Origin of the sequence: Paeniglutamicibacter psychrophenolicus (assembly GCF_030812255.1) — a bacterium.
Lineage (GTDB): Bacteria > Actinomycetota > Actinomycetes > Actinomycetales > Micrococcaceae > Paeniglutamicibacter > Paeniglutamicibacter psychrophenolicus_A.
Genome location: NZ_JAUSSH010000002.1, coordinates 337,826 through 362,884, shown reverse-complemented (window position 1 = coordinate 362,884; position 25,059 = coordinate 337,826). Strand labels below are relative to the sequence as shown.

The 25,059-nt window shown below is 65.1% G+C and carries 20 protein-coding genes and 2 pseudogenes; 13 read left to right on the top strand and 9 right to left on the bottom strand.

Annotation, left to right across the window (positions count from 1 at the left end):
• The first annotated feature begins 25 nt into the window (after positions 1–25).
• The 3 genes from J2T21_RS04700 to mqo are packed head-to-tail and all read left to right on the top strand — an operon-like array spanning position 26 to position 3,420.
• Entirely contained in the window at positions 26–1,159 is a 1,134-nt protein-coding gene (locus tag J2T21_RS04700; RefSeq protein WP_307578991.1) for an L-talarate/galactarate dehydratase, read from the top strand.
• A 36-nt stretch (positions 1,160–1,195) separates the two neighbouring features.
• Positions 1,196–1,900: a FadR/GntR family transcriptional regulator gene (locus tag J2T21_RS04695; RefSeq protein ID WP_307578989.1), complete on the top strand. Its 705-nt coding sequence runs from the start codon at positions 1,196–1,198 to the stop codon at positions 1,898–1,900.
• Positions 1,901–1,938: 38 nt separating this feature from the next.
• Positions 1,939–3,420, top strand: coding sequence for a malate dehydrogenase (quinone) (gene mqo, locus J2T21_RS04690; RefSeq protein WP_307578987.1), 1,482 nt, complete (start codon positions 1,939–1,941; stop codon positions 3,418–3,420).
• Positions 3,421–3,542: 122 nt separating this feature from the next.
• Here mqo and J2T21_RS04685 read toward each other — a convergent pair whose 3' ends face one another.
• The 4 genes from J2T21_RS04685 to J2T21_RS04670 form a co-directional block, all read right to left on the bottom strand.
• Positions 3,543–3,941, bottom strand: coding sequence for a universal stress protein (locus J2T21_RS04685; protein ID WP_307578984.1), 399 nt, complete (start codon positions 3,939–3,941; stop codon positions 3,543–3,545).
• The gene (locus J2T21_RS04680) at positions 3,938–5,467 is read right to left on the bottom strand and encodes a tripartite tricarboxylate transporter permease (protein ID WP_307578982.1); all 1,530 of its coding nucleotides are present in this window, start codon (positions 5,465–5,467) and stop codon (positions 3,938–3,940) included. Before J2T21_RS04680 ends, J2T21_RS04685 begins: the two co-directional genes overlap by 4 nt.
• Before the next feature lie 23 nt (positions 5,468–5,490).
• The gene (locus tag J2T21_RS04675) at positions 5,491–6,051 is read right to left on the bottom strand and encodes a tripartite tricarboxylate transporter TctB family protein (RefSeq protein ID WP_307578980.1); all 561 of its coding nucleotides are present in this window, start codon (positions 6,049–6,051) and stop codon (positions 5,491–5,493) included.
• 68 nt (positions 6,052–6,119) lie between these two features.
• A complete protein-coding gene (locus tag J2T21_RS04670; protein WP_307578978.1) occupies positions 6,120–7,121 on the bottom strand; it encodes a Bug family tripartite tricarboxylate transporter substrate binding protein in 1,002 nt (333 codons plus the stop codon).
• Between the two features lie 152 nt (positions 7,122–7,273).
• Between J2T21_RS04670 and J2T21_RS04665 the strand changes: the two genes are divergently transcribed.
• From J2T21_RS04665 to J2T21_RS04645, 5 genes are all read left to right on the top strand, one after another.
• A complete protein-coding gene (locus J2T21_RS04665; protein WP_307578976.1) occupies positions 7,274–8,161 on the top strand; it encodes a LysR family transcriptional regulator in 888 nt (295 codons plus the stop codon).
• A 189-nt stretch (positions 8,162–8,350) separates the two neighbouring features.
• Positions 8,351–9,289 (top strand): 5-dehydro-4-deoxyglucarate dehydratase, encoded by a 939-nt coding sequence (gene kdgD / locus J2T21_RS04660; protein WP_307578974.1) that lies wholly within the window; start codon positions 8,351–8,353, stop codon positions 9,287–9,289.
• A gap of 63 nt (positions 9,290–9,352) precedes the next feature.
• Positions 9,353–10,960, top strand: a complete 1,608-nt coding sequence (locus tag J2T21_RS04655) for an aldehyde dehydrogenase (NADP(+)) (RefSeq protein WP_307578972.1) — start codon at positions 9,353–9,355, stop codon at positions 10,958–10,960.
• The gene (locus J2T21_RS04650) at positions 10,957–12,288 is read left to right on the top strand and encodes an enolase C-terminal domain-like protein (protein ID WP_307578970.1); all 1,332 of its coding nucleotides are present in this window, start codon (positions 10,957–10,959) and stop codon (positions 12,286–12,288) included. Before J2T21_RS04655 ends, J2T21_RS04650 begins: the two co-directional genes overlap by 4 nt.
• A 164-nt stretch (positions 12,289–12,452) precedes the next feature.
• Entirely contained in the window at positions 12,453–13,364 is a 912-nt protein-coding gene (locus tag J2T21_RS04645; RefSeq protein WP_307578968.1) for an AEC family transporter, read from the top strand.
• Between the two features lie 14 nt (positions 13,365–13,378).
• On the opposite strand, the gene J2T21_RS04640 is transcribed toward J2T21_RS04645, so the two are convergent.
• Positions 13,379–14,314, bottom strand: coding sequence for a LysR family transcriptional regulator (locus tag J2T21_RS04640; protein WP_307578966.1), 936 nt, complete (start codon positions 14,312–14,314; stop codon positions 13,379–13,381).
• Positions 14,315–14,416: 102 nt separating this feature from the next.
• Between J2T21_RS04640 and J2T21_RS04635 the strand changes: the two genes are divergently transcribed.
• From J2T21_RS04635 to J2T21_RS04625, 3 genes are all read left to right on the top strand, one after another.
• Complete coding sequence (locus J2T21_RS04635; protein ID WP_307578964.1) at positions 14,417–15,745, top strand: glucarate dehydratase family protein; 1,329 nt, start codon at positions 14,417–14,419, stop codon at positions 15,743–15,745.
• A 5-nt stretch (positions 15,746–15,750) separates the two neighbouring features.
• Entirely contained in the window at positions 15,751–16,737 is a 987-nt protein-coding gene (locus tag J2T21_RS04630) for a 2-hydroxyacid dehydrogenase (protein ID WP_307578962.1), read from the top strand.
• A 93-nt stretch (positions 16,738–16,830) separates the two neighbouring features.
• Positions 16,831–17,439: an NADPH-dependent FMN reductase gene (locus J2T21_RS04625; protein ID WP_307578960.1), complete on the top strand. Its 609-nt coding sequence runs from the start codon at positions 16,831–16,833 to the stop codon at positions 17,437–17,439.
• Positions 17,440–18,427: 988 nt separating this feature from the next.
• Here J2T21_RS04625 and J2T21_RS04615 read toward each other — a convergent pair.
• Together J2T21_RS04615 and J2T21_RS04610 are read right to left on the bottom strand one after the other, a co-directional pair.
• Complete coding sequence (locus J2T21_RS04615; RefSeq protein ID WP_307578958.1) at positions 18,428–19,828, bottom strand: MFS transporter; 1,401 nt, start codon at positions 19,826–19,828, stop codon at positions 18,428–18,430.
• Between the two features lie 195 nt (positions 19,829–20,023).
• Positions 20,024–20,341 carry an isochorismatase family protein gene (locus J2T21_RS04610; RefSeq protein ID WP_307578956.1) on the bottom strand — a complete coding sequence of 106 codons (318 nt, stop codon included), beginning with the start codon at positions 20,339–20,341 and terminating at the stop codon, positions 20,024–20,026.
• 216 nt (positions 20,342–20,557) lie between these two features.
• Here J2T21_RS04610 and J2T21_RS04605 point away from each other — a divergent pair, with 216 nt between their 5' ends.
• Entirely contained in the window at positions 20,558–21,370 is an 813-nt protein-coding gene (locus tag J2T21_RS04605; RefSeq protein WP_307578955.1) for an IclR family transcriptional regulator, read from the top strand.
• Positions 21,371–21,512: 142 nt separating this feature from the next.
• Here the strand turns inward: J2T21_RS04605 and J2T21_RS04600 are convergent.
• Positions 21,513–22,808: pseudogene (locus tag J2T21_RS04600) on the bottom strand (ISL3 family transposase); the annotation flags it as partial.
• A gap of 383 nt (positions 22,809–23,191) precedes the next feature.
• Here J2T21_RS04600 and J2T21_RS04595 point away from each other — a divergent pair.
• Positions 23,192–23,374, top strand: a pseudogene (locus J2T21_RS04595) (ACP phosphodiesterase); the annotation flags it as partial.
• Positions 23,375–23,775: 401 nt separating this feature from the next.
• Here the strand turns inward: J2T21_RS04595 and J2T21_RS04590 are convergent.
• On the bottom strand, positions 23,776–24,570 hold the full coding sequence (locus tag J2T21_RS04590) for an N-carbamoylsarcosine amidohydrolase (RefSeq protein WP_307578953.1): 795 nt from the start codon (positions 24,568–24,570) through the stop codon (positions 23,776–23,778).
• Positions 24,571–25,059 lie beyond the last annotated feature (489 nt).

Below are 25,059 nucleotides of genomic sequence, written 5' to 3'. Positions count from 1 at the left end.
CCCTTCCCAGGAGCACAGACCCGCCATGAGCTACTCCCCCGATGCCATTCGCCACGTCAAGCTGTCCACCGCGCGCTTGCCACTGGCCACCCCGATCTCCGATGCCAAGGTCTTCACCGGCCGCCAAAAGCCGATGACCGAGGTCGTCTTCCTCTTCGCGGAGATCAAGACCGAGCAGGGCCACGAAGGTGTCGGTTTTTCCTACTCGAAGCGCGCCGGCGGGCCTGCACAGTTCGCCCACGCCAAGGAAGTCGCCGAGACCATGATCGGCGAGGACCCCAACGACATTGCCAAGCTCTACACCAAACTCCTGTGGGCCGGCGCCTCCGTGGGCCGCTCCGGTGTCGCCACCCAGGCACTCGCCGCCCTCGACATTGCCCTCTACGACCTGAAGTCCAAGCGCGCGGGCCTGCCGCTGGCCAAGTTCCTCGGATCCCACCGGGACTCGGTACGCACCTACAACACCTCCGGCGGCTTCCTCAACGCCTCCATCTCCGAGGTCAAGGACCGCGCCAGCCAGTCCATCGAAGAAGGAATCGGCGGCATCAAGATCAAGGTCGGCCTGCCCGATTCCTCCGAGGACCTGCGCCGCGTCGCCGCGGTGCGCGAACACATCGGCCCCAACGTGCCGTTGATGGTGGATGCCAACCAGCAGTGGGACCGCGCCACCGCGCTGCGCATGGGTCGCAAGCTCGAGGAATTCGACCTGGTTTGGATCGAGGAACCGCTCGACGCCTACGACGCCGAGGGACACGCGGCCCTCGCCGCGGCCCTTGACACCCCGATTGCCACCGGCGAGATGCTCGCATCCGTCGCCGAGCACGAACGACTGATCGCCACCCGTGCCTGCGACATCATCCAGCCCGATGCCCCGCGCATCGGCGGCATCACCCAGTTCCTGCGCCTGGCCACGCTTGCGGACCAGGCCGGCTTGGACCTTGCGCCGCACTTCGCCATGGAGATTCACCTGCACCTCGCCGCCGCCTACCCGCGCGAACCATGGGTGGAGCACTTCGACTGGCTCGACCCGCTGTTCAACGAGCGTCTTGAGACCAAGGACGGACGCATGATCGTCCCGAACCGGCCCGGACTCGGCTTCACCTTCAGCGACCAGGCCCGCGCCTGGACGACCGACACCGTCGAGTTCGGCCGAGCTTAAGCCTCCTGCCGCGGCGCGCGTGAAAGCATTCATTCTATGAAACCCAATCTGACGGCCGGCCTGATTGAGCACCTGCGCGAGCAGATCAGCTCCGGAGCAATCGCCCCGGGAGACAAGCTCCCGAGCGAAAATGCCCTGATCGCAGAGCACGGAGTCTCCCGCACCGTGGTGCGTGAGGCCGTGACCCGGCTGCAGGCTGAGGGGTTGGTCCACACGCGCCGCGGTGCCGGAAGTTTTGCCCTCACTCCCCCGGCACCCGAAACCGGTGCGCAGCCGCGGGTCCCCAGAACCCTGGCCGAGCGCCGGCAATTGCTCGAGTTCCGCATGGGACTCGAATCCGAGGCTGCAGCTGCGGCAGCGGTTGCATCGAGCGCCGACACCCTGCCCGCCCTCGATGCGGCGCTCGCGGCATTCCGGCAGGCCGGAACCAACGCCTCGCGCTCGATGAGCTGCGACTTCGAGTTCCACTCGGCCGTTGCAGCAGGCAGCGGGAACCCCTACTTCCTTGATGCGGTGCGCCACCTCGGTCCGGCGATGATTGCCATGCCACGCCAACGCCTGGAATCCAAGGACTCCATCCCCGACGCCCGCCTGGAGCAGGTTGCGACCGAGCACCTGGGCATCCGCAATGCCATCGCCTCGGGCAACGCCATGGCCGCAGCCGCAGCCATGCGCGTTCACCTGGCAAATTCCCTGCAGCGGCTCGAGGTCGAAGCAGGAGTCGCGCCGCCCACCCACTGAGCGGGTCAGGCCCGCCAACACGCGAAGGAAACACCCCCGTGAAGCATCCCGGCACCACCGAACACTACGACGTCCTCATCATTGGAGCCGGGATCATGGGCTCCACCGCCGCCGGACTGCTGGCCACCCTGGAACCCGGATGGCGCATCGGCGTGCTCGAGGCCCTGGAAGTCGCCGGGGCCGAGAGCTCGAATGGCTGGAACAACGCCGGAACCGGACATGCAGGCCTGTGCGAATTCAACTACACCCCCGCCGCGCCCGACGGCAGCATCGATCCGGCCGATGCCTTGGCCATCCACGAGCAGTTCCTCGTCTCGGTGCAGTATTGGGCACACCTTTCTGCGAGGGGCCGCCTGGGCGAGCCAACCGAATTCATCCGCAGCGTCCCGCACTGCAGCTTTGCCCGCGGCCGATGGACCGCGATCCTGCGCACCCGGCACACCGAGCTCAGCGCCCACCCGCTCTTCGACTCCATGGAATACACGCATGACCCCGAAACCCTGCGCCACTGGCTTCCCCTGATGTTCCAGGGCCGCGAGGCGACCGAGGAGGTTGCAGCAACCCGCAGCCCGCTGGGTACCGACGTGGATTACGGATCATTGACCTCCAAGCTCATGGCCGATGCCGCGGCCTCCGGTGCCGAGCTGCAGCTGGAAACCCGGGTGCGCTCACTGTGCCAGGATACGCACACCAATCTCTGGCACATCCGCGCACGGCACGCCGCGGCCGAACGCGGACTGACCGCACGGTACGTCTTCGTTGCGGCCGGCGGCGGAACCCTGCCCCTGCTGCAATCGGCGCGCCTGCCCGAAACCGCAACGGTGGGCGGCTTCCCGATCAGCGGCTTGTTCCTGCGCACCGACAACCCGGAACTCATCGCCGGGCACCGGGCCAAGGTCTACGGACACCCGGCCGATGGCGAACCGGCCATCTCCGTTCCCCATCTGGATCTGAGAGTTCTCGACGGCAAGGAATACCTCATGTTTGGGCCCTTCGGTGCCTCCTCCCCGCGCTTCCTCAAGCGCGGCAGACTGCTGGACCTGGCCAGGTCGGTGACCCGCGGAAACCTGGGAACCCTGCTCTCGGCCGCACGCACCAACCTTGACTTCGTGCGCTACCTAGTGACCCAGATCCTCACCACCCCGGCACAACGCCTCAAGGCACTGCGGGTGTTCGTCCCCCACGCGCGGGCCGAGGACTGGGAGCTGGTAACGGCCGGGCAACGCGTCCAAGTCATCAAGCGGGTCGACGGTGCCGGCACGATTGCCGGGTTCGGCACCGAGGTCGTGCTCACCGCGGACCGTTCCCTGGCGGGACTACTGGGCGCTTCCCCCGGCGCGTCCGCCTCGGTGGGCTTGGTCCTGGAGCTGCTGGCACGCAGCTTCCCGGAACGCTACCCCGGCTGGTTGTCGACGCTGCGTCGGGACATGCCTCATCTGGGCACGAAGCTGAATGACGACCCCGCGGCGCTGGCAGGCGTGCGCGAACAGGTTGGAGAGCACTTGTTGCTGGATTGGTGATCGCCCTCCCAAGCGAATCATGCCGTGGTTCCCAAGGGGCCAGGACCACCGCGATAAGCAGGCAGGGTCCCTGAACCGCACGCGGTTCAGGGACCCTGCCTTGGTCTGCGGAAGAAATCCTTCTAGACCTGGTCCGCCTTGACTGCGAGCACCGGGTGCTCGGCCTGCAACAGGATGCGCTGGGCGTGGGAGCCCATGATGAACTTGCCCACCTGGGAGCGCTGGCGCAACCCAATGACGATCAGTGAGACGTCGTGCTTCTCGGCCAGGTCCAGGATCTCCTCGGCGAGGTCGTCGCGGTGGATGGATTCCAGGATCCGCGCCTTGATGCCCGCATCCACGGTGGAGGCCTTGATGCGCTCGATGTCCTCGGCGCTCGCCACCGACTTGTCCACCAGTGCACCTTCGCGCACCGAGTTCACGATCAGCAGCTCCTCGTTGCGAAGCTTGGCCTCGCTGATCGCGGCGCGCACCGCGGCCTCACCGACCTTGGTCGGAACGTATCCAACTAGGATGCTCATACCTTTTCCTTAACCTTGGGGTCGGACAAGACGGCGTTTGCCTTCTTGCGTTTGTCGAGAACTGTCTTGATCATGGGCCAGACGGCCACGATCACGAATGTCACCAGCAGCGTGGCGGAGATCGGCCGGGTGAAGAACCCGGTCGGGTCGCCCTCAAGCACCAGCAGCGAGCGGCGCAGCGAGGACTCGAGGAGGCTTCCGAGCACGAATGCCAGCACCAGCGGGCCGGGCTCGAAGCCGAACTTCTTCATCAGGTAGCCCAGTGCGCCGAAGAGGACCACGAGCATGACGTCGAACATCGAGTTGCGGATCGTGTAGGCGCCGAGCATTGTGATCAGCGCCGTGATCGGGGCAAGGATCGCTGCACGGATCCGCAGGATCTTCACGAACAGTCCCACCAGCGGGATCGACATGATCAGCAGCAGGATGTTGCCGATGTACATCGAGTTCACCACGCCCCAGAACAGGTCCGGGTGCTCGGTGATCAGCTGCGGGCCAGGGGTCACGCCCTGGATCAGCAGCGCACCGAAGATGATGGCCATGGTGGCGTTGGCGGGGATGCCCAGGGTCAGCAGCGGGATGAAGGAGCTGGTGGCCGCCGCATTGTTCGCGGTTTCCGGTCCGGCCACGCCCTCGATGGCGCCCTTGCCGAAACGTGAGGGGTCCTTGGCCCGCTTCTTTTCCACGGCGTAGGCGGCCAGCGAGGCGATGGTGGCTCCGCCGCCGGGCAGGATGCCCAGGAAGAATCCGAGCACCGAGCCGCGTCCGATGGCGCCGGAGGCTTGCTTGAGGTCCTTGCGCGAGGGCCAGACGTTGGCGACCGTGGCGGGCGCGGAGGCAGCACGGTGCCGTTCCTCGAGGTTGTAGAGGATCTCTCCCACACCGAACAGGCCCATGGCGATGGGCACGAAGTCGATGCCGTCTGCCATCGAGAGGTTTCCGAAGGTGAAGCGCTCGGCACCGGTGAAGATATCGCGTCCCACCGTGGCCAGGAACAGTCCGAAGGCCGCGGCAATCAAGGCCTTGATCTTCGATCCGCCGGAAATGGTGGCGACCAGCAGGATGCCCAGCAGGGCCAGTGCCGTGTACTCCGGCGGGCCGAAGTCCAGGGCGAAGCTCGCGACCACCGGGGCCAGGAAGGTCAATCCGATGATGCCCACGGTGCCGCCGATGAAGGAACCGATGGCGGCGATGCCCAGTGCGGTGCCAGCCCGCCCCTGCTTGGCCAGGACGTAGCCGTCAAAGACGGTCACCACGGAACTGGCCTCGCCGGGAATGCGCAGCAACACGGAGGTGATGGTGCCGCCGTACTGGGCGCCGTAGAAGATGCCCGCGAGCATGATGATCGCGGTGACCGGCTCCACCCCGTAGGTCAGGGGAAGCAGGATGGCGATGGTTGCTGCCGGGCCCAGGCCCGGCAGCACGCCGATCAGCATGCCAATGGCGACGCCGAGCAGGCAGTACAGAAGATTGGTTGGGTCCAGGACAACACCAAAGCCGTCCAAGACCGGGCCGAAGAAATCCATGCCGTTTTACCTTTGGTCTTGACTTAGAAAAGTCGGGGGATGGTGGTTCCGAGTGCGGCAATGAAGATCGCGTAGAACGCTGCAACAATCAGGATCGAATACATGGTGGCCGAGCGCCAGCGCTCGCCGCCGAGCCACCGCATCCAGACGAAGCACAACAGCAGCGACGGGATCTCGAAGCCCACCACCGGCATGAGCAGCACCATGCCCACGAGCGTGGCAAAACCGATTCCGGCGTACCAGGAGTAGGACGAGAACTTTTCCCCGTCCTTGCCGCCGGCGCGGCCGATGACGACCTGGACCACCGACAGCACGGCAACGACGAGGCTGACGATGAACGGCCACATGCCCGGCCGTGGTTCGGCCGGAGTTCCCAATCCCAGTTTCAGCGAGAGCAGCAACCCTGCGATGCCCAGGGCCATGGCCACCAGTGAGGAAACCAGGTTGGCCACGGGCCCGGCCGGTTCCGGAGCCTCGGCTGCCCATGCAGCAGCGAGTTGCTCGGGGGTCAGGATCTCTTCGTCCGTCTCCGGGAGGTCCGTTTCCGGGGCGTCTTCGACGTGCGGCGCTTTATCGGCTCGCATAGCGTGCTTCCTTTGGGTCTAGCGTGCGCCACCTGCGGTGGCGCCTGGGATTGGGAACGGGCGAGGTGTTACTTGGAAGCCAGCGAGATGTTGTACTGCTCGGTCAGCTTCTTGTACTTGGCGGCCAGTTCGTTCCATTCGGTGACAACTTCCTCACCGGAGATTTCCTTCGGGCTGAGCATGTTGGACTCGTTGAAGGACTTGTAGGAGTCGCGGGCCGTTGCTGCCTTGAGTGCGTCGACCAAGGCGGTCTTGGTCTCGGCACTCAGGCCCTTGGGTGCGGCAATGGCGCGGTACTGCGAGACCGGGACGTCGTAGCCTTCTTCAACGGCGGTGGGAACATCCGGCAGGAAGCTGTTGCGTTCGGAGGAGAAGACGACCAGCGGGACCACGGTGCCGGCATCGATCTGCGGCTTGGCCTCGCCGAGCTGGACGGTGGAAACCTGCACCTGGTTGCCCATGACGGCGGTCAGCGCCGGGGAGCCGGAGTCGAAGGGAACGATGGTCCCCTTGATGTCGCCCTGGGCCAGCAGCAAGGCCTGGGCCAGCTGCGATCCGGTGCCGACGCCCGTGGTGCCGAAGGAAAGCTTCGATTCGCTCTTCTTCAAATCCGCAACGGACTTGACGCCCGACTTGGTGCTGGCAACCATGACGTAGTCGTCCTGGGACAGGCCACCGATGACATCGAGCTCGTCCAGGGTGACGGCTTCGGATGCGGAGACCGCCAGCGGGGTGATGGTGATCAGCGACGCGTTGAGCAGGACCAGGTTCTGGCCGTCTGCCTTCATTGCTGCGACTTCCTGGGTGGCCAGGGCACCGTTGGCGCCGGGCTTGTTGACGACCGGCATGGCCACGCCGAGCTTTTCCGCCATGCCCTCGGCCGCTGCGCGGGCGATCAGGTCGGTGGAACCACCCGGGGCCTGGCCGACGGTGAGGGTCACCGGGCCGCTGGGGAAGGTGGCTCCCTCGGCGGCACCGCCACCGACGTTGCCGCCGCAGGCAGCAAGCGAAAGAGCCGCGGTGGCCGCGGCCATGGACAGCATTGCGCGGCGTGTGAATTGCTTCTTCATTGCGAGATCTCCTTGTTTTCGACACGTGTTGCTCGGGGGCTCCCACCTGCGAGTGAGTCACAACACGTTTCTTACTTCTGCTTGAGCCTAGAAATAGTTATGATGCTTGTCCAACCCCATCTATGCATGGAGTGATTCCCGAAAGGTATCAATTGTTCACATTGGACCAAGCGCGAAGCTTTGTGGCCGTGGCCGAAGAGCTGCACTTCGGCCGCGCCGCCGAGCGGCTGAATATGACCCAACCCCCGCTGAGCCGGCAAATCCAGAAGCTCGAGCGAAGCGTTGGCGTCGAGCTGCTCGAACGCGACAACCGCAAGGTGTCTCTCACCGCGGCCGGGCACGCTTTTCTCATCGATGCCCGGCGCCTGGTGATTTCCGCCGAGCGCGCGCCGCTGAACGCGCGCCGGATTGCCTCGGGGCAATTCGGGGAGCTGCGCATCGGATTCACCGCAGCCTCGGGGTTCAGCCTGCTCGGACCCCTGCTCTCCGAAATCTCGACGCGGCTTCCCAATGTCCACCTTGAGCTCTTCGAGATGGTGACCGGGGAACAGATCACCGCGCTGCAAGACGGGGACATCGACCTGGGCCTGGCGCGACCACCCTTCGACGAAAAAACGTTTGAATCGCAAATGCTCTTTTCCGAGTCCCTCTACGTTGCGGTGCCCACGGGGCACCGGCTTGACCTGTTGCCGCGCGAGCTCATGGTCGAAGACCTGGCCGGCGAACCATTAATCATGCACTCGGCAACCAAGGCCCGCTATTTTTATGACCTCGTTGTGCGCGAGATCGACATCGAGCACCAAAACGTCGTCCACTCGGTCAGCCAGATCCTGACCATGATCACCCTGGTGGCCGCGGGGCGCGGCATCGCCTTTGTCCCCGAAAGCGCCAAGCTGCTCGGCGTTGACGGGGTCAGCTACCACCGGCTCGAGGACGTCACCCCGGACGCGGTCGAGCTGCACGCAATCTGGAATCGGGACTACAAGAATCCCGCGCTGGCCAAATTGGTGCAGATCGTTCGTGACTCCATGCAGGCCTAAGTCACGGCAAAGACCACCCGGGCCGCGTACCCCCAAACTGGCGATACCCGACGGGTATCAAACAATACAAATATGGGCTTGGACAGGCATCGTTGGTGCTCCCTAGGCTGGGGTCAACGAACATCACCATCGTCCACCGCCACTGAATCCACTTCGTCGTGGAGGCGCCCCACTTTTAGGAGTATCCCCATGGCCACCTACACCCCAGCCGAACTTGCCGCCAAGCTCAAGGACGGGCTCCTCTCCTTCCCGGTGACCGCATTCGATGCGCAGCTGGAAATCGACGAGGCCGCCTACCGCAGCCACCTCGACTGGCAGTCAAGCTTCGGCGTCGCCGGCCTCTTTGCCGCCGGCGGCACCGGCGAGGGCTTCACCCTCACCCCCGAAGAAGCAGCCCGCGTGGTCCGCATGGCCGTCGAGGAAGCCGGCACGCGCGTTCCGGTGCTCGGCTCGGCCGGAGGCTCCACCAAGCAGGCGATCCAGAACGCCCAGGACTCCGAGGCCGCCGGCGCCGAGGGACTGCTGCTGCTGCCGCCCTACCTGACCGAATGCGACCAGGAAGGCCTCTTCCAGCACGCCTCGGCCGTCTGCAAGGCCACCACCACCGGCGTCATCGTCTACAACCGCGCCAACGCCATCTACTCGGCCGACACCGTGGCCCGCCTGGCCGACACCCACGAAAACTTCATCGGGTTCAAGGACGCCACCGGCGACATCGAGCACCTGACCAAGGTCTACACCAAGAACGGCGACCGCCTGTTCTACCTCGGTGGCCTGCCCACCGCAGAGACCTTCGCGCTGCCGCTGCTGCAGCTGGGCATGAGCACATACTCCTCGGCCATGTACAACTTCGTCCCCGAGTTCGCCTTGGACTTCTACAAGGACGTGCGCAATCAGGACCACGCGGCGGTCACCGAGAAGCTCAAGCGCTTCGTGCTTCCGTACCTGGACATCCGCGACCGCGTGGCAGGCTACGGCGTCTCCATCGTCAAGGGCGGACTGAAGGCCATCGGCCGCGACGCCGGTTCGGTGCGCCCGCCGCTGCAGAACCTCACCGAGGCCGACCTGGCCGACCTCGGCGCCCTGATCCAGAAGGCCGGACTGATGCCGGCCGCCGCAGCCGTCTAACCGACAGCCCGGACGCACCAAACATCACCACCGCAACACCCACCTTCCGACGCAGGAGCAGCAATGTCCACGGATACCCAGCAACTCACCGGCCAGTCCATCCTGGCCGGGATCAACACCCCCGGCAACGGGGCCGAGGTACGGGGCTTCAATCCCGCCACCAACCAGCCGCTCGACCCGGCCTACAGCCTGATCGACGCCGCGCAGTTGGAGCTGGCCACCGCCGCGGCCGAGGACGCCTTTGCCTCCTTCCGTTCCCTTGACCCCGAGACCCACGCACGGTTCCTCGAATCCATAGCGGAGAACATCGAGGCCGTGGGAACCGAGCTGGTGCAAAGGGCCATGGCGGAGACCGGGCTTCCCGAGGCACGGCTCACCGGCGAGCGCGGGCGCACCTGCAACCAGTTGCGCATCTTCGCGCAGGTGGTGCGCCAGGGCGACCACCACGGGGTGCGGATCGATCCGGCATTGCCGGAGCGCGCGCCGATGCCGCGGGTGGACATCCGCCAGCGCAAGATCCCGGTGGGCCCGGTAGCGGTGTTTGGTGCGTCCAACTTCCCCCTGGCATTCTCCACCGCCGGCGGGGACACGGCCTCGGCCCTGGCCGCCGGATGCCCGGTGGTCTTCAAGGCCCACAACGCCCACCCGGGCACCAGCGAGATCGTGGGCCGGGCCATCACCGCGGCCATCTCGGAGGCGAATCTGCACCCGGGGATCTTCTCGCTGGTCTACGGGCCGGGCGCCAGCATCGGCCAGGCGCTGGTCTCGGACCCGCGCATCAAGGCCGTGGGCTTCACCGGTTCCCGCGGCGGCGGCACCGCGCTGATGGCCACCGCCGCCGCACGTCCCGAGCCGATCCCGGTCTACGCGGAAATGAGCTCCATCAACCCGGTCATCTTCTTCTCCGGCGCGCTTTCCGATGACGCCGCCGGCCACGCCAAGGCCTACCTGGGTTCGGTCACCGGCTCCAGCGGCCAGCTCTGCACAGCCCCGGGCCTGGTGTTCGTCCCGGCCGGCGAGGCAGGCGACACGTTCGCCGCGGCGCTGCGCACCGAGACCGCCACCGCGGCCGGGCAGACCATGCTGACCCAGGGCATCTACAACTCCTGGGTCCAGGGCGTTCAAAACCTTGGCTCCCAGCCCGGCGTGGAGCTCTTGGCCCAGGGCAACAAGGGTGAAACCGAGAACGCCCCGGCACCGTCCATCTTCTCCACCGGGGTTGCGCAGTTACTGGGCAACCCGGTGCTGCACGAGGAAATCTTCGGTGCCGCCTCCCTGGTCATCCGCTACACGGATGCCGCGGACCTGGCCACCGCCCTGTCCAAGCTTGAGGGCCAGCTCACCGCCACCTTGCAGCTGAACGATTCGGACCACGAGGCCGTCGCCGCGGTGCTGCCCATCCTGGAGCGCAAGGCCGGACGCATCCTGGTCAACGGCTGGCCCACCGGGGTCGAGGTGGGGCACGCCATGGTCCACGGCGGGCCGTTCCCCGCAACCTCGGACACCCGCACCACCTCGGTCGGCACGCTGGCCATCGAGCGTTTCCTGCGCCCGGTCGCCTACCAGAACATCCCCGATTCCCTGCTTCCGGCCCCGCTGCAGCAGTCCAACCCGTGGAAGCTGACCCGCCGCATCGACGGCACCCTGAAGAACGCCGGAGAACAAGCATGAGTGCAGCCCAACCCACCATTGCCTCCATCGAGGTCGTCCCGGTGGCCGGGCACGACTCGATGCTGCTGAACCTCTCCGGGGCCCACGGGCCGTTCTTCACCCGCAACATCACCATCATCACCGATTCCGAGGGCCGCACGGGCCTCGGCGAGGTCCCGGGCGGGGAACCCATCCGGCGCACCATCGAGGAAGCCGGTGAAATGCTCGTCGGTGCCCCGGTGGCACGGTTCCGCACGCTGCTGCGCGCGGTTGCCAGCAGGTTCGCGGACCGGGATTCCGGCGGGCGCGGGGCCCAGACCTTTGACCTGCGCACCACGGTGCACGCGGTCACCGCGATCGAGTCGGCGCTGCTTGATCTGCACGGCCAATTCCTCGGCGTCCCGGTGGCGGAGCTGCTGGGCGAGGGCCAGCAGCGCGATGCGGTGCCGATGCTTGGCTACCTCTTCTATGTGGGCAACCCGGATGACACCGATCTTCCCTACCTGCGCGAGCCGGGCGGCACCGACGACTGGGAGAAGGTGCGCCGCGAAGAGGCCATGACGCCGGATGCCATCGTCAGGCTGGCCGAGGCCGCGCAAAAGCGCTACGGGTTCAAGGACTTCAAGCTCAAGGGCGGCGTGCAGGAAGGCGACGTGGAGGTCGATGCGGTCATCGCCCTGAAGGAGCGCTTCCCCGAAGCCCGCATCACCCTGGATCCCAACGGCGGCTGGTTGCTCAAGGACGCGATCCGGCTGGGCAAGCGCATGCGCGGGATCGTGGCGTACGCCGAGGATCCGTGCGGCGCCGAGGGCAAGTTCTCCGGCCGCGAGGTGGTTGCAGAGTTCCGGCGTGCCACCGGCCTGGCGACCGCCACCAACATGATCGCCACCGACTGGCGCGAAATGTCCCACGCGGTGCGCACCAATGCCGTGGACATCCCGCTGGCCGACCCGCACTTCTGGACCATGGCAGGTTCGGTGCGCGTGGCCCAGCTCTGCGACGAGTTCGGGCTGACGTGGGGTTCACACTCGAACAACCACTTCGACATCTCCCTGGCCATGTTCACGCAGGTCGGTGCCGCCGCACCGGGCGAGATCACGGCGCTGGACACGCACTGGATCTGGCAGGACGGCCAGGGACTGACCGAGGAGCCGCTGCTGATCCGCAATGGCGAGATCAAGGTCCCGGAACGTTCGGGCCTGGGCGTCACCCTGGACCGCACGCGGCTGGCCGAGGCCCACGAGCTATACCTGAAGCACGGGCTGGGCTCGCGCGACGACGCCGCCTCGATGCAGTACCTGATTCCCGGGTGGGAATTCGACGCCAAGTCCCCGGCACTGGTGCGCTGAGACGGCTCTTGGAAACAATGAAATAAGGCAAGGGACGGTGGGGATGGTTCGTTCGGACTCCCCCACCGTCCCTTGCCTTGCCTGGTAAACACCGGTTCACCACAACGATCACCAACGCCTATTCGGGAGGCCATGTGCAAGGAGTGCTCCAGGGGTTCTCGATCGTGCTGATCTTGATTGGCATTGGTTTGGTCACCGCAAGGTTGTTGCCGCGCAAGCGCGAGTCCATTGCCACCGGGCTGACACCGTTGATCTACTACATCACCAATCCGGCGCTGATGTTCATGCTGCTCTCGGAGACCGACCTGCGCTCGGTGATCGGCGTGTACACCCCGATTGCGCTGATCACCGCCGCACTCACCGGCGGGCTGTATGCGCTAAGCGCCAAGCTGTTCTTCAAGGTCCCGGCCACCCGGCTTCCGGGCGCGGCCATGTCCACCAGCTACGTCAACGCCGGGAACATCGGTGTGCCGCTGGCGCTCTACGCCGTGGGAAGCACCAACCCGGTGGTCTCGGTTCTCATTGCCCAGCTGCTGATGATCGCCCCGGTCTACCTGTGCATCTTTGCCTTGGCCTCCCGGGCCAGCGGCAACCAGAAAAACAAGACCCCGCTGGGCAAGACCATCCTTCGTTCCATCGCCAACCCGGTCACCATCGCCACATTCATTGGCGCCCTGTTCGCGGCCTTCGACCTGCACCTGCCCGAAGTCATCAACATCCCCATCGACATGCTGGGCCAAGCCTCCATTCCGCTACTCTTGATGGCCTTCGGCATGTCGCTTTTTGGTCAGCGCCCGCTGGCAGACAAGGCGTTGCGCGGCGAGGTTTTCCTGGCCACCTTTTTCAAGATGCTTTTCATGCCGTTGGTGGCCTGGGCCTTAGCCTCGCTGGTGTTCAAGCTGGAAGGCACGGACCTGCTCGGGGTCGTGATCATGGCCGCCCTGCCCACGGCCCAAAACGTGCTGCTCTTCTCCCAGCAGTTCAGGCTCGAAACCACGGTGGTGCGCGAGGTCATCCTGTGCAGCACGCTGCTGGCCCTGCCGGTGACGCTGGTGATCACGCTCTTTCTGGGCTGAGTCGCGGCCCTGGCCTACGGGGCCGTTGGCCCGTTGGTTTCCGAGGTTTCCTCAGTGAGAGATTCCAGGTAGATCTTGCGGAGCATCTCAGCGGCGGGGTTGCTGGAGGATTCGTCCCAGGCCAGGTACATGTCCGAGTGGTTCAGGTTGGACAGCCCGTTGGGACCGGTGATCTCCTCGAAGACCACTCCGCGCGGGGTGAATTCCATGGCCGTGGCCGGCACCAGCGTGACGCCCAGTCCGGCGGCCACCAACGCCAAAAGCGCCGGGATCTGGCTTGCGATCTGGGCAATGTTCGGGCGGGCGCCAACCGAGTCGAAGAGCCGCAGGACCAGGTCATAGAAATACCGTGCCTCGCCCGTCGAGTACATCATCAGGGGCAGGCCCGCCAGCTCCTTGATGAGGACCCCCTTGCCCGTGGCCAGGTCGTGGCCCTCCGGAAGCGCCACCACCAGGCGGTCCTTCTTGATCAACTGGGTATGCACGCCGGGCCGGGTGACGATGGGACGCAGGATTCCCATGTCGATCGCTCCCTTGCTCAAGGCATCCAATTGCTCAACGGACACCGCCTCGCGCAACACCAGCGTGACATGCGGCAGGTGCTTGGAGGCCTGGCCCAGCAGGTCCGGCAGCACCGCCTGGCCCGCAACGGCCGTGTAGCCGATGACCACCGTTCCGGCATCCCCGGTGGCCACCCGGGAAACCTCAAGGCTGGTCTTGGCGCTCAGGTCCAGGATGCGTCTGGCGTTGGGCAGCAGCACCCGTCCGGCGGCGGTGAGTTCCACGCGCCGGGAGTTGCGGATGAACAACTGCGCCTGGAGTTCGCGCTCAAGGAGCTGGATCTGTCGGCTCAACGGAGGCTGCGTCATGTTCAGCCGGTCTGCAGCAGCACCGAAGTGCAATTCCTCGGCCACCGCCACGAATGATTCGAGTTGGATCAACGAAAACATCGATTCACTCCTTGAATGATTGGTTGCCAATTTTAGCTTGGACATGCATCGATGCACTCTCCTAGGGTGAGTCTAACCACCCCATTGATACGGAGCCCCAACATGTCGGAATCTGACGCAGACCGCTCGCTCGCCACCCTTTCACCACGCGCAACAGACACCAATCGGGCCATCATCACCGAGGTCACAGTGACTCCCGTGGCGTTCGCCGATCCCCCGCTGCTGAACTCCGTGGGAGTTCACGAACCCTTCGCGCTGCGCGCCATCGTGGTCATCCGCACCCAGGACGGCACCTACGGGTTGGGGGAAACCTACGGGGACGAGGCACACGTGGCCAGGCTGGACCGGGCCGGTGCCCTGCTGGTGGGTGCGGACGCCTTCAACATCAACCAGGTCGCCACGCTGGTTTCCGAATCACTGCGCGAAGACTCGGGAATCGGCGGGCACGGCACCGGGGGCATGGTCACCACCACTTCCCTGGAAGACCGGGTGCTCTCGGCATTCGACGTGGCCTGCTTGGACATCCAGGGCAAGGTTCTGGGCGTGCCGGTCAGCACGCTGTTGGGCGGTGCGGTGCGGGACGAGGTCGCGTTCAGCGGCTACCTCTTCTACAAGTGGGCCGGGCACCCGGGCCAGGACCCCGATGCCTGGGGCGAGGCCCTGGACCCGTCCGGCATCGTGGCCCAGGCCCGCAAGATGGTGGACGAATACGGATTCACCGCGCTCAAGCTCAAGGGCGGTGTCTTCGAGCCGGAAATCGAGGCGGCCACCATCGAGGCCCTTCGCGAGGCATTCCCCGGGCTGCCGTTGCGCATCGATCCCAACGGGGTGTGGACCGTCGAGACCGCCATCAAGGTCGGGCGCCGGCTGGAGCCGGTGCTGGAATACCTCGAGGACCCCTGCCTGTCGATTGCCGACAACGCCGCGGTGCGCAAGGAAATCAACCTGCCCATCGCCACCAACATGTGCGTGGTCTCGTTCAACGACGTCCCGCCGGCCATCGCCGCCGGCGCGGTGGATGTTGTCCTCTCGGACCACCACTTCTGGGGAGGGCTGCGGCGCTCGCAAGCACTGGCCGGCATTGCCGAAACGTTCGGGCTGGCCCTGTCCATGCACTCGAATTCGCACCTGGGCATCAGCTTCGCCGCGATGATCCAGCTGGCCGCAGCCACCAGGAACATCGACTACGCCTGCGACACCCACTGGCCCTGGAAACCGGCAGGCGATGACGTGATCCTCCCGGGTGCCCTGGAAATCAGGGACGGCTCGGTCAACGTTTCCACCAAGCCGGGGCTTGGCATCGAACTCGACGAAGACGCGCTGGCCCGGTTGCACCAGCAGTACCTTGATTGCGGGCTGACCAAGCGCGATGACACCGGCTACATGCAGAGCATCCACCCGGACTTCCAGCTCACCACCCCTCGCTGGTGAACGGCATGCGCATCGTTGTCACCGACCCCATCATCTCCAGGTTCGCGGACCTGCTGCGGGAAAAGGCCCCGAACAATCACTGGGAATTCGTGGCCGGCCGACCCGCGAAAGAGCAATCCGCCGCCATTGCCCGCGCCGAGGTGCTGGTGTGCGCAAGGCTAAGCCCCGAGGACGCCGCCGCCTGCCCCGCGGGACTGGTGCACATCACCGGCTCCGGTGCCGACCGGGTCGCCGTCGCGGACCTCCGGGAAGGGACAGTGGTCTTGCGGACCGCACACCACGAGCGCTCGATCGCCGAACACATCCTCATGGTCGTGCTGGCGCACCAGCGGCGGCTGCTCGGCGTGAGCGCGGAAATGCGATCGGGTACGTGGCGCTCGGTGGCCACCGAGCTGGAGACGCCACTGCACCGCACCCTGGATGAACTGACCATCGGGTTCGTGGGGCTCGGCGGCATCGGCTCCGAGACGGTACGCCTGTGCACGGGATTGGGCATGAAGGCGGTTGCGGTGCGCCGCAACCCCGGGGACGGATCGGATCGGAACGCGGGCCTCGAGTGGGTCAGACCCATGGAGGACCTTCCCGAGTTGCTGGGAGTCAGCGACGTAGTGGTGCTTTGCCTTCCGTTGACCGATGAAACCCGCGGGCTGATGGGAGCCAGGCAATTCACGCAGATGCGCGATGACGCGCTGCTGGTCAATGTCTCCCGTGGAGCCATCGTTGACGAGGAAGCGCTGTACGCGGCGCTTCGGGACGGAACCATCGGCGGTGCGGCCCTGGATGTCTGGTGGGACGCACCAGTCGGCACTGCGGCACCGGAATCGGTATCCCGTTTCACGTCCCTTCCGAACGTCATTGCCACGCCGCACCATTCGGGGCACGCCGCCCAGACTTTCGTGCGACGGACCACCGAAATTGCCGGCAACATCAATGCCTTCAGGGATGGCAAGGAACTCGACAGTCACCAGCCCTTGGGCATGCAGGTTTCCTGACAACCTCCGCCCCACCCCGGGGTGTTGTGAGTTCGCCAAGAGTTCGGCCTTGGACTCTGGACGTCCAAGGCCCCCAGGTGCTGAACTGGCCCCATGGCTCAATACAACATCGGGTATTTCATCGGGTCCTTGGCGACCAAGTCCATCAACCGCACCCTGTCCAAGGCCCTGATCAAGTTGGCCCCGGATTCGTTGTCCTTCACCGAGATCCCCATCAAGGATCTTCCCTTGTACAGCTACGACTACGATGCCAACTACCCGCCGGAGGGCACTGCACTGAAGCAGTCCATCGAGGCATCCGACGGCTTGCTGTTCGTCTCCCCCGAATACAATCGTTCCATCCCGGGCGCCCTAAAGAACGCCATCGACTGGGGCTCACGGCCCTGGGGAACCAACTCCTTTTCGCGCAAGCCCACCGGCATCATCGGGGCTTCCTCAGGGGTCATCGGGACCGCTGTCATGCAGTCCAACATGCGCAGCGTCCTCAGCTTTCTCGACGCCCCGCAGCTGAACTCCCCCGAGGCCTACATCAACTTCAAGCCCGGGCTCATCGACGCCGACGGCAACGTCTCCGACGCTTCGACCGCCGAATTCCTCACCCACTACATGAACGAATTTGCAGCATTCGTCGAGCGCGTTTTGGACGCCAGCGCCCAGGGGCACATCGGGGACCCCGAGCCGGTCGAAAAGGCCGAGAAGTAACTTCCACCCCATAGATGCTGGGATCAGGCTTCGGCCCGAGCCCAGCACCTTGTCATTCGCGCGCCTCCCGGCCGGTCCAAGAAGAAACCACGCGCAGCGTGGCGTCACTTCGTCCATCCGGCCCCGGACGCGTGCTGGCAACTGGACGCCACCGAATAGGTCCTGACCGGTGGACGCAAGTGCGTGGTCTTCCAGCTCCACGATGACCATTCCCGGCTGGCTGTCGCCATCCTGGCCGCTTCGGGGAAACCAGCGAATTGGCCACAGCGGTCGTGAAGCAAGGCATCGCGGCATGCGGGGTGCCCAGCGCCTCCTGACAACGGGACAGCCCCAATCCCAAGCAGGCGGGGAGCGGTGCGCCGCGCGGTAACCCACATGCCGTCCCTGAGTGTCAGCATGATCACGGGCAAACCGTACAAGCCCACACCCCAGGGCAAGACCGAGAGCTTCCAGTGGGCCACGAGGCGCGTTGCCATATCCCCGACGCAGCCGGGACGAACTCGAAGGGAGGTTTGATGGGCCTGATGGCTTACCCGGATACCAGAAGGTGATGGGGACTGGAGCATGCCAGTAAACCAGTGACCCTGCCCAGGTGTTGGGCGCGGTGCTGCGACAATGAAAGCCCTGCTGGAACTATTCCGGGGCTGGCGCTATCCACTGGCGGGAAGCCCAACACCAGACCGTTTTGCTCTGTGACCAACCCAGCTGCACTCAGGGCGCCATGATAGGGAGCTGGAGAACTTTTTGACCGGTCTCACGGGCTGGTCTCGAGCTGCCGCAACACCGCAGGTCACCCCCGATTGCACGGTCCCCCCAGCACCAAAAACCGCCTCATGGCAAGGACATGCGGGTTGTGGATCACTGAGTCGGGACGAATATCCACGTCCAGGAACCCTGACACGGCAAGGCAGCCGACCCCGCGTTCGGGGTTGGCTGCCGTGCCTGCGTTCGGGGTCGGCTGCCGTGCCTGCGCACCGGGCGGCGGGAACTAGCGCGGGCCAGGCTCCGCAGCCGTGGTGATGGAGCCTTCGTCCACGCCGGCACCCAGGCGGCGTCCGGAGGTTTCGGGCAGGAGCATGGCCGCGACAAAGGCGCCCACTGCGATGGCCGTCAGGTACACCGCCGGGGCCATGGGCGAGCCGGTCAGGTCAATCAGCAAGGTGGCAATGAACGGGGCGGTGCCGCCGAACAGCGCGTAGCTGATGTTGTAGGTGATTCCGGCCGCGGTGTAGCGCACCCGGGTTGGGAAGACCTCGGTAAGCAGCACCGCGGTGACCACATTCGCGCTCACGGTACCCAGCATGATCATGATTTGGCCGCCCAGTGCTCCACCGAAGGTCCCCGAGGAAGCGAGCAGGTAGCCGGGATAGGCGGTGAGGATCAGCAGGAACACCGAGGCAAACATGGTCCGCCGCCGTCCGATCCGGTCGCACAGGATCCCAACGAAGGGCGCCAGCACTGCGGCACACGACAGCGCGATCACGTTCGACAGCAGCACGGAGGTGGCGTCCATCCCCACGACATTGCGAAGGAATGTGGTCATGTAGGTGGAGAAGATGTAGAACGACAGCGCGGTCAGGGAGATGTACCCGCCCAGGATGAGCATGGGTTTGCCCTGTTCGGCCAGGGTGGTGCGCAGGGGCGCATGCTCCGGGGCCGCGGTCGAATCCTTGATCTCCTGGAAGAGCGGGGACTCATCCAAATGCCGGCGGATCCAGAAGGCCACCAAGCCCAGGGGCGCGGCCACCAGGAATGGTATGCGCCAGCCCCACTGTTCCATGGCGCTTTGCCCCAACCCGGCGGAGAGCAGGAAGCTCAGCAGGGCAGCCACCGCGAAGGCAAAGAATGTGGCGGTGGGCATCGCCGATCCCCACCGGGCCCGTTGATGCGCCGGGGCATGCTCGATGACATAGGTGACCGCCCCGGCATACTCGCCGCCGGCCGACAGGCCCTGGGCGCAGCGCGCCAGCGTGAGCAGGACCGCCGCCCACACGCCGATCTGCTGGTAGCCGGGCAACAGCCCGATGACGGCAGTGGATCCTGACATGAGCAGGACCGTGGTGATCAGCACCTGCTTGCGACCCAGCCGGTCCCCCAGCATGCCGAACAAGGCTCCACCCACCGGGCGAAGGGCAAAGGCCACGGCGAAAACCGCGAAGGTCTGCAACAGGGACACTACGACGCTTTCCGAGGCGAAGAACGTCTGGGCGATGATCGGTGCCATGAAACCATAGACAGCGAAATCAAACCATTCCACCACGGTGCCCGCGAAGCCGGCAAGGGTCGCCCGGCGCAGCGTTTCCGGCTTGACCCCGTAGTCTTCGGGAGGCGAAGGATCGGGGCCCAAACTGGCCGGGGAAGGTTCGGTGCCGTGCTGGTGCTGCTTCATGGTTGACTCGCCTCATTTTCAATCGGGGAAAATACCGCATCTCTGCGGGCGATAGCTTTACTTGGGGCTCCCACCACTGGGGGCGGCAGCCTCTTGCCGGTATGCAAAGCGGGCCGTATCCACCGCGCACCATTATGCACGGTTGACGTGACCAGCTTCTGCACAGAACACTGATGGGACGTTTTGCGACCTCGACTAGCTGTTGACCGGTACCTTGTTGTTTACCGACAACGAGGTGGTGGTGGTGAAGATGACCGGGACGCCCTTGGCGCGTGCTGCGGCGTTCAGGTCCTGGCAGGCCGGGATGATGACATCCATGTTCTTGCAGGTGAAGTTGTGGCCCGGGCGGGTCAAGGCGTTGGCCATGTCGATGTGGATGATGGCCGGGCGGGTTCCGTAACCAACGCGGCGCTTGAATCCGCGCTTGTTGCACTCTTCGGCGCCTGCCGCAAAGACCTTCTCGGGCAGCGCTTCCAGCTGGGCTTCGAGTACTGCGTGGGAGTTTTCCGACATCTTGCCCCCTGTGGTCGGGATTTACATTCGCAAGTTTGTTGCTTTCATATCAACATAGTTCCCGGCTCAGCAACAAGCAAGAGTTTTTGGAAAGTTTTTGTGACGTACTGCACATGAGCGGCTTCCGTGGTCCCTTATGGGAACATTGAGTACGCCGAACGCTGCGAACCGGCAGGACCGCAACAACTCCAAACCCACAGATGAGGAGCCACACCGATGACCGAACGCGTTGGCACGCAACCACAGGGGGCAGCTGCCTCACTGCTCAACGGGCTGGCGGTGCTCGAGGCCTTCACCACCGCCCACCCGGTTCTTGGAGTCACCGAAGTTTCCGACCGGGTCGGTCTGCACAAGTCCACGGTGTCGCGCATGCTCAACGGATTGGCCGAGGCCGGCTACGTCCAGCGCGACGAGGGCAGCGGGCGTTTCCGCCTGGGGCTCGGCTTACTGGGACTGGCCGCACCGCTGCTCGCGGAACTGGATGTGCGCCGTGCCGCGCTTCCCCATCTGGAGGACCTGACGGCACGCACCAGCGAAACCTCGGCAATTTCACTGTGGAACGGCAACGAGGCCGTGGTCATTGAGCAGGTTGCCAGCCCGCACCAGGTCAAGCACTCGGCCCACATCGGTACGCGCTACACGCGCTGGGCTTCCTCGTCGGTGCGGATATTCCTCTCCACCCTGGACATGGGGACCGTGGAACAACTGGTGGATTCCGGGAGCATTGAAGTCACCGAGCAGGACCGTATTGATGGCGGCTATGCGGACGCAGCAGCCCATTTGGCCATGATCCGGGAGGCGGGCCTGGCCGTCAACGACGGCCAGACAACCTATGAGGAATTCGGGGTTTCGGCCGCCATCCGGGACTACCGTGGCAGGATCGCCGGTTGCATCACCGTCAGCGCCCCCCGCTCCCGCGTACAGCATCTGGGACTCGGAGACGAGCTGGCGGAGGCGACCAAGGAGACTGCCCGTGCGGTGTCGGCTCGCCTCGGTCTTCAGCAAGGGAACGGCGACAACGTAGCCTGATTCCCATCCGCCGGCTGGGTTTGGCCCACGACGCCTGGCGACGACGCAAGCCGGGCCAAAGGCCGCGGGTATCAACGAATCGTTGCCTAGTTAAGTTTTCCTGCCCGTTTTGTGGCTCTACTGACATATCCGTGGGTAATTCCCGTCCCGGGAGCACCGGTTTCTGGCCTCCGAGGCTGAGCATGGCCAGGCCGATCAAGGCTTCCGGAGATTTGAATCCGAATGCGACCCGGGTGATGAGCCGGATCTTCGTATTCATTGATTCGATCCGCCCGTTGCTGAGCCCGTGCTCGATCGAGGCCAGGATGCTGTCGCGGTGCTTGACGATGCTCTTTTGCAGCTTCACGAACGCGGGAATCCGGCAGCGCCTGGCCCAGGCCACCCACCTGTCCAGGGCCACCACCGCATCCGCATGGGGAAGCTTGAAGACGGTGCGCAGGCCCTCCTTGAGGTAGTAGGCCCGGCCCAGCCTCGGGTCGGTCTTCACGATCCAACCGAGCTTCACCTCCTGCTTGTCGGTGAGGTTCTCGGGGTTCTTCCACAGGGCCATGCGGGAGTCCTTCAGCTTCCTGGCCTTCTCGCTGTCCGGCCGGGAGGGCGCGTCCTTGGCCGGGCGTCCCGGGCCGCGGGCCGGCTCGTTCTGCCGGGCCGCGGCCCGGGCCCGGTTCCAGGATGCGCGGCGTTCCTCGTCCAGGGCGTCGGTGGCCCACATGACGACATGGAACGGATCGGCCACGCGGACGGCGCCGGGGCAGCGTTCGGCCACAACGGTGGAGATCCAGTTCGCGGCATCGGCGGAAACATGCGTAATCTGGGCGGATCGTTCCTCCCCGAGGGCATCAAAGAATTTCCGCAGCGTGGCCTTGTCCCGGCCCGGGGACGCCCAGATTAGTCTGCCGGAGTCGTGGTCCACGACCACGGTGATGTACTTGTGGCCGCGCTTGTAGGAGATCTCGTCAATGCCGATGCGCCTGAGGTTCTTGAACGGGTCGAAGGCCTTGGCGGTGTCCTTCCAGACCCGGTCGATGATGGAGCCCACGGTGCGCCAGGCGATGCGCATCAGCACGGTCACCGCGAACTTGGAGCACTGGGTGGCCAGCCAGGAGACCTGCTGGTCAAAGACGCGGGTGTGTCCGGCCTGGTGGCGGGCCCAGGGCACGGCGGCAACGGTGACCCCGTGCTCGGGGCAGTTCACGCGCGGGGACTCGGCGACCAGGTAGGTTTCGGTGGTTCCCAAATCCAGGGTGCGCCAGCGTCGGGGTCCGGCGCCGCGGTCGTAGCGCGGGGACTTCCTGGAGCAGCTCCCGCACCTGTTGCGCATGGACTTGTGGGGTGTCACCCGGGCCAGCAGGACCCCGGTGTCGGGGCAGGTCTCCACGTGGTGGACGGTCGTTTTTTCGACACCCAGCAGGGTGGCCCATATGCTTGTTTTCTGCACGCCGTTTTCAGCCCTTGAATTTTTGTACCTTAGTCAGTCAAAAATCCTAGGCAGGAAGCGGCGTGTGGGCGTTAAGGCTCGCTGGCCACGCCCACGGTTATGTCAGAAGAGCCCGTTTTGTCCTGGATACTTTTCATGCGGTCGCAGGCCGGCGTGGTCGGCATGAGGGCTCCAGTCGGACGGCGTCAAATTGCACGGCATCGCACCATGGCAACCGGGTCCACCACCCAGGACGTCGCAGCTCTTCGCCCAAAAAGCTGCGGCTCGATGCCACTGGCAAGCACCATCCCTGCTGGGTCGACCGTTTCAGAGCGCCGCGCATTCACCATAAATCGCTCTGAAACTATGGACGCCCCCTTGCTGCCACGTGCCGGACTGTCCCCTTGACTCAATACAACATTGGTTATTTCGTCGCGTCCCTGGCCACCAACTCCATCAATCGCACCTTGTCCACGGCGCTGATCAAGCTGGCCCCGGATAATCTTCAATTCACCGAGATCCCTATCAAGGATCTCCCGTTGTACAGCTACGACTACGACGCCGCCTACCCACCGGAGGGCGCGGCGTTCAATCGTTGATGGCCAACCGGAATCATCTTGTTCGCCAAGCATCCGGCCGCAAACAACTAATCACGCCGAGTTCACAACCAGAGTGTTCCCGGTCAAGGTTCCGCTTGCGGACGCCCCCGCGCAGCCCATGTCGCGGGCGGAAACCATCCCCTTCCGCCATTGCAGGAAGCGCTTCGCGGTCCACCCACGTCCGCTGCCGGACCGCCCCTACCTGCCATTCGAAACCTATTCCATACTCTCGAGCGAGACCTTCTGGCAGCCGCGGCGTGGTGTGCAGGGCGCCTGCTACGGATACCCCAGACTTCCAAGTCCTCCCGGATGCGCAACAGTCCGGCACCCACCAAGGGGTGCCGGACTGTTGTCGCCACGGCCCAGGGCCGCCGGCCGGTAGGACGCTGTTAGTACTGTTCGGCGAAGACCGGGTCTGCCGGAGCCTCCACCTCGGGCTGGGGATCCGAGAGGGTCTTCGGGACGGTGTCCTTGAACATCGGGAGTGCGTTCAGGTACTGCACCACCGAATCCGTGGACTCCACGTCACCAAACTTGTTGTCGATGTCGTAGAGGTTCCACTGCACAACGCCCGGGACGCGGTCGCCGATGGTCTCGCGGGGGATGATCGGGCGGAAGCCCTTCGCGATCGCGTCCTCGACGGTGTGGCGCACGCACCCGGCTGCGGTCGCACCGGTCACAATCAGGGTGTCGATGCGGTTGGAGGTCAGGAAGAGCTCGAGGTTCGTCCCCGGGAATGCCGAGGCACGGTTCTTCTCGAGCACGACCTCGCCCTCTGCCGGCGCGATGCGGTCATCGATCTGCGCCCAGTAGGAATCCGCCGGAAGGGTTTCCGTGGGGATCTTCGAGTACCACAGGCCCATGTCGTTCGTGCCGGAGGTCGCGTCGCGGTTGCGGTACACGTTGGTGGTGTAGAAGACCGGGACGCCCTTGGCGCGCGCTGCTTCGTTGATCCGCTGCACATTCGGGATGATCGTCTCCATGCCCGGGCAGCTGAACGGGTGGCCCGGACGCGTCCAGGCGTTGGCGAGGTCGATGTGGATGACGGCGGGGCGGTTGCCGTAGCCGATCCGGCGCTTGAAACCGCGCTCGTTGTAGATGCTCGTTCCGGCTTCGAACGCTTCTTCCAGCACTGCTGCAAGGCGGGCTTCGATGTCGTTGAACTTCCCTGTCGCTTCAGTCATTTTTCTCTCCACTCTCATCCATTGGAATGTTGCTAACCAAGCAACTGTGTTGCTCTAGTAAGTACTATAACCCACATCACAGCCCAGCGCCAGAGGTGCACGGAACCCGAATTTTTCCAGGGCCCACCGCACGGTAGCGCGCGGACATCGGCAGCTGCGCCACCCCTGCAGCCCAGCGAGGGCCACCTCCCGCCCCGCGTGATCACAAGGCCGGGCAACAGGATTGGAACCGAGCCCCAGGTGAATGCCGAGGCCCCCTCCGCGCCGAAGGTGAGCAAGGCCGCCCTCCCGCGCCGGCAATCGGTGGCGTCGGTCCGTCCGGTGGCGCTGTCACCGCTGGGCCCGAGAGGAGACGGTGGATGGCGCTCATATTGCCGCGGCCACCGGCCCGCAGCTCCCCTATCGAGACCGACATGAAGACGCGGGGTTCGTGGCGACACTAAAGGGGGCGACCATCCACCGATCGGAAGCAGCACCCCATCGAGACGG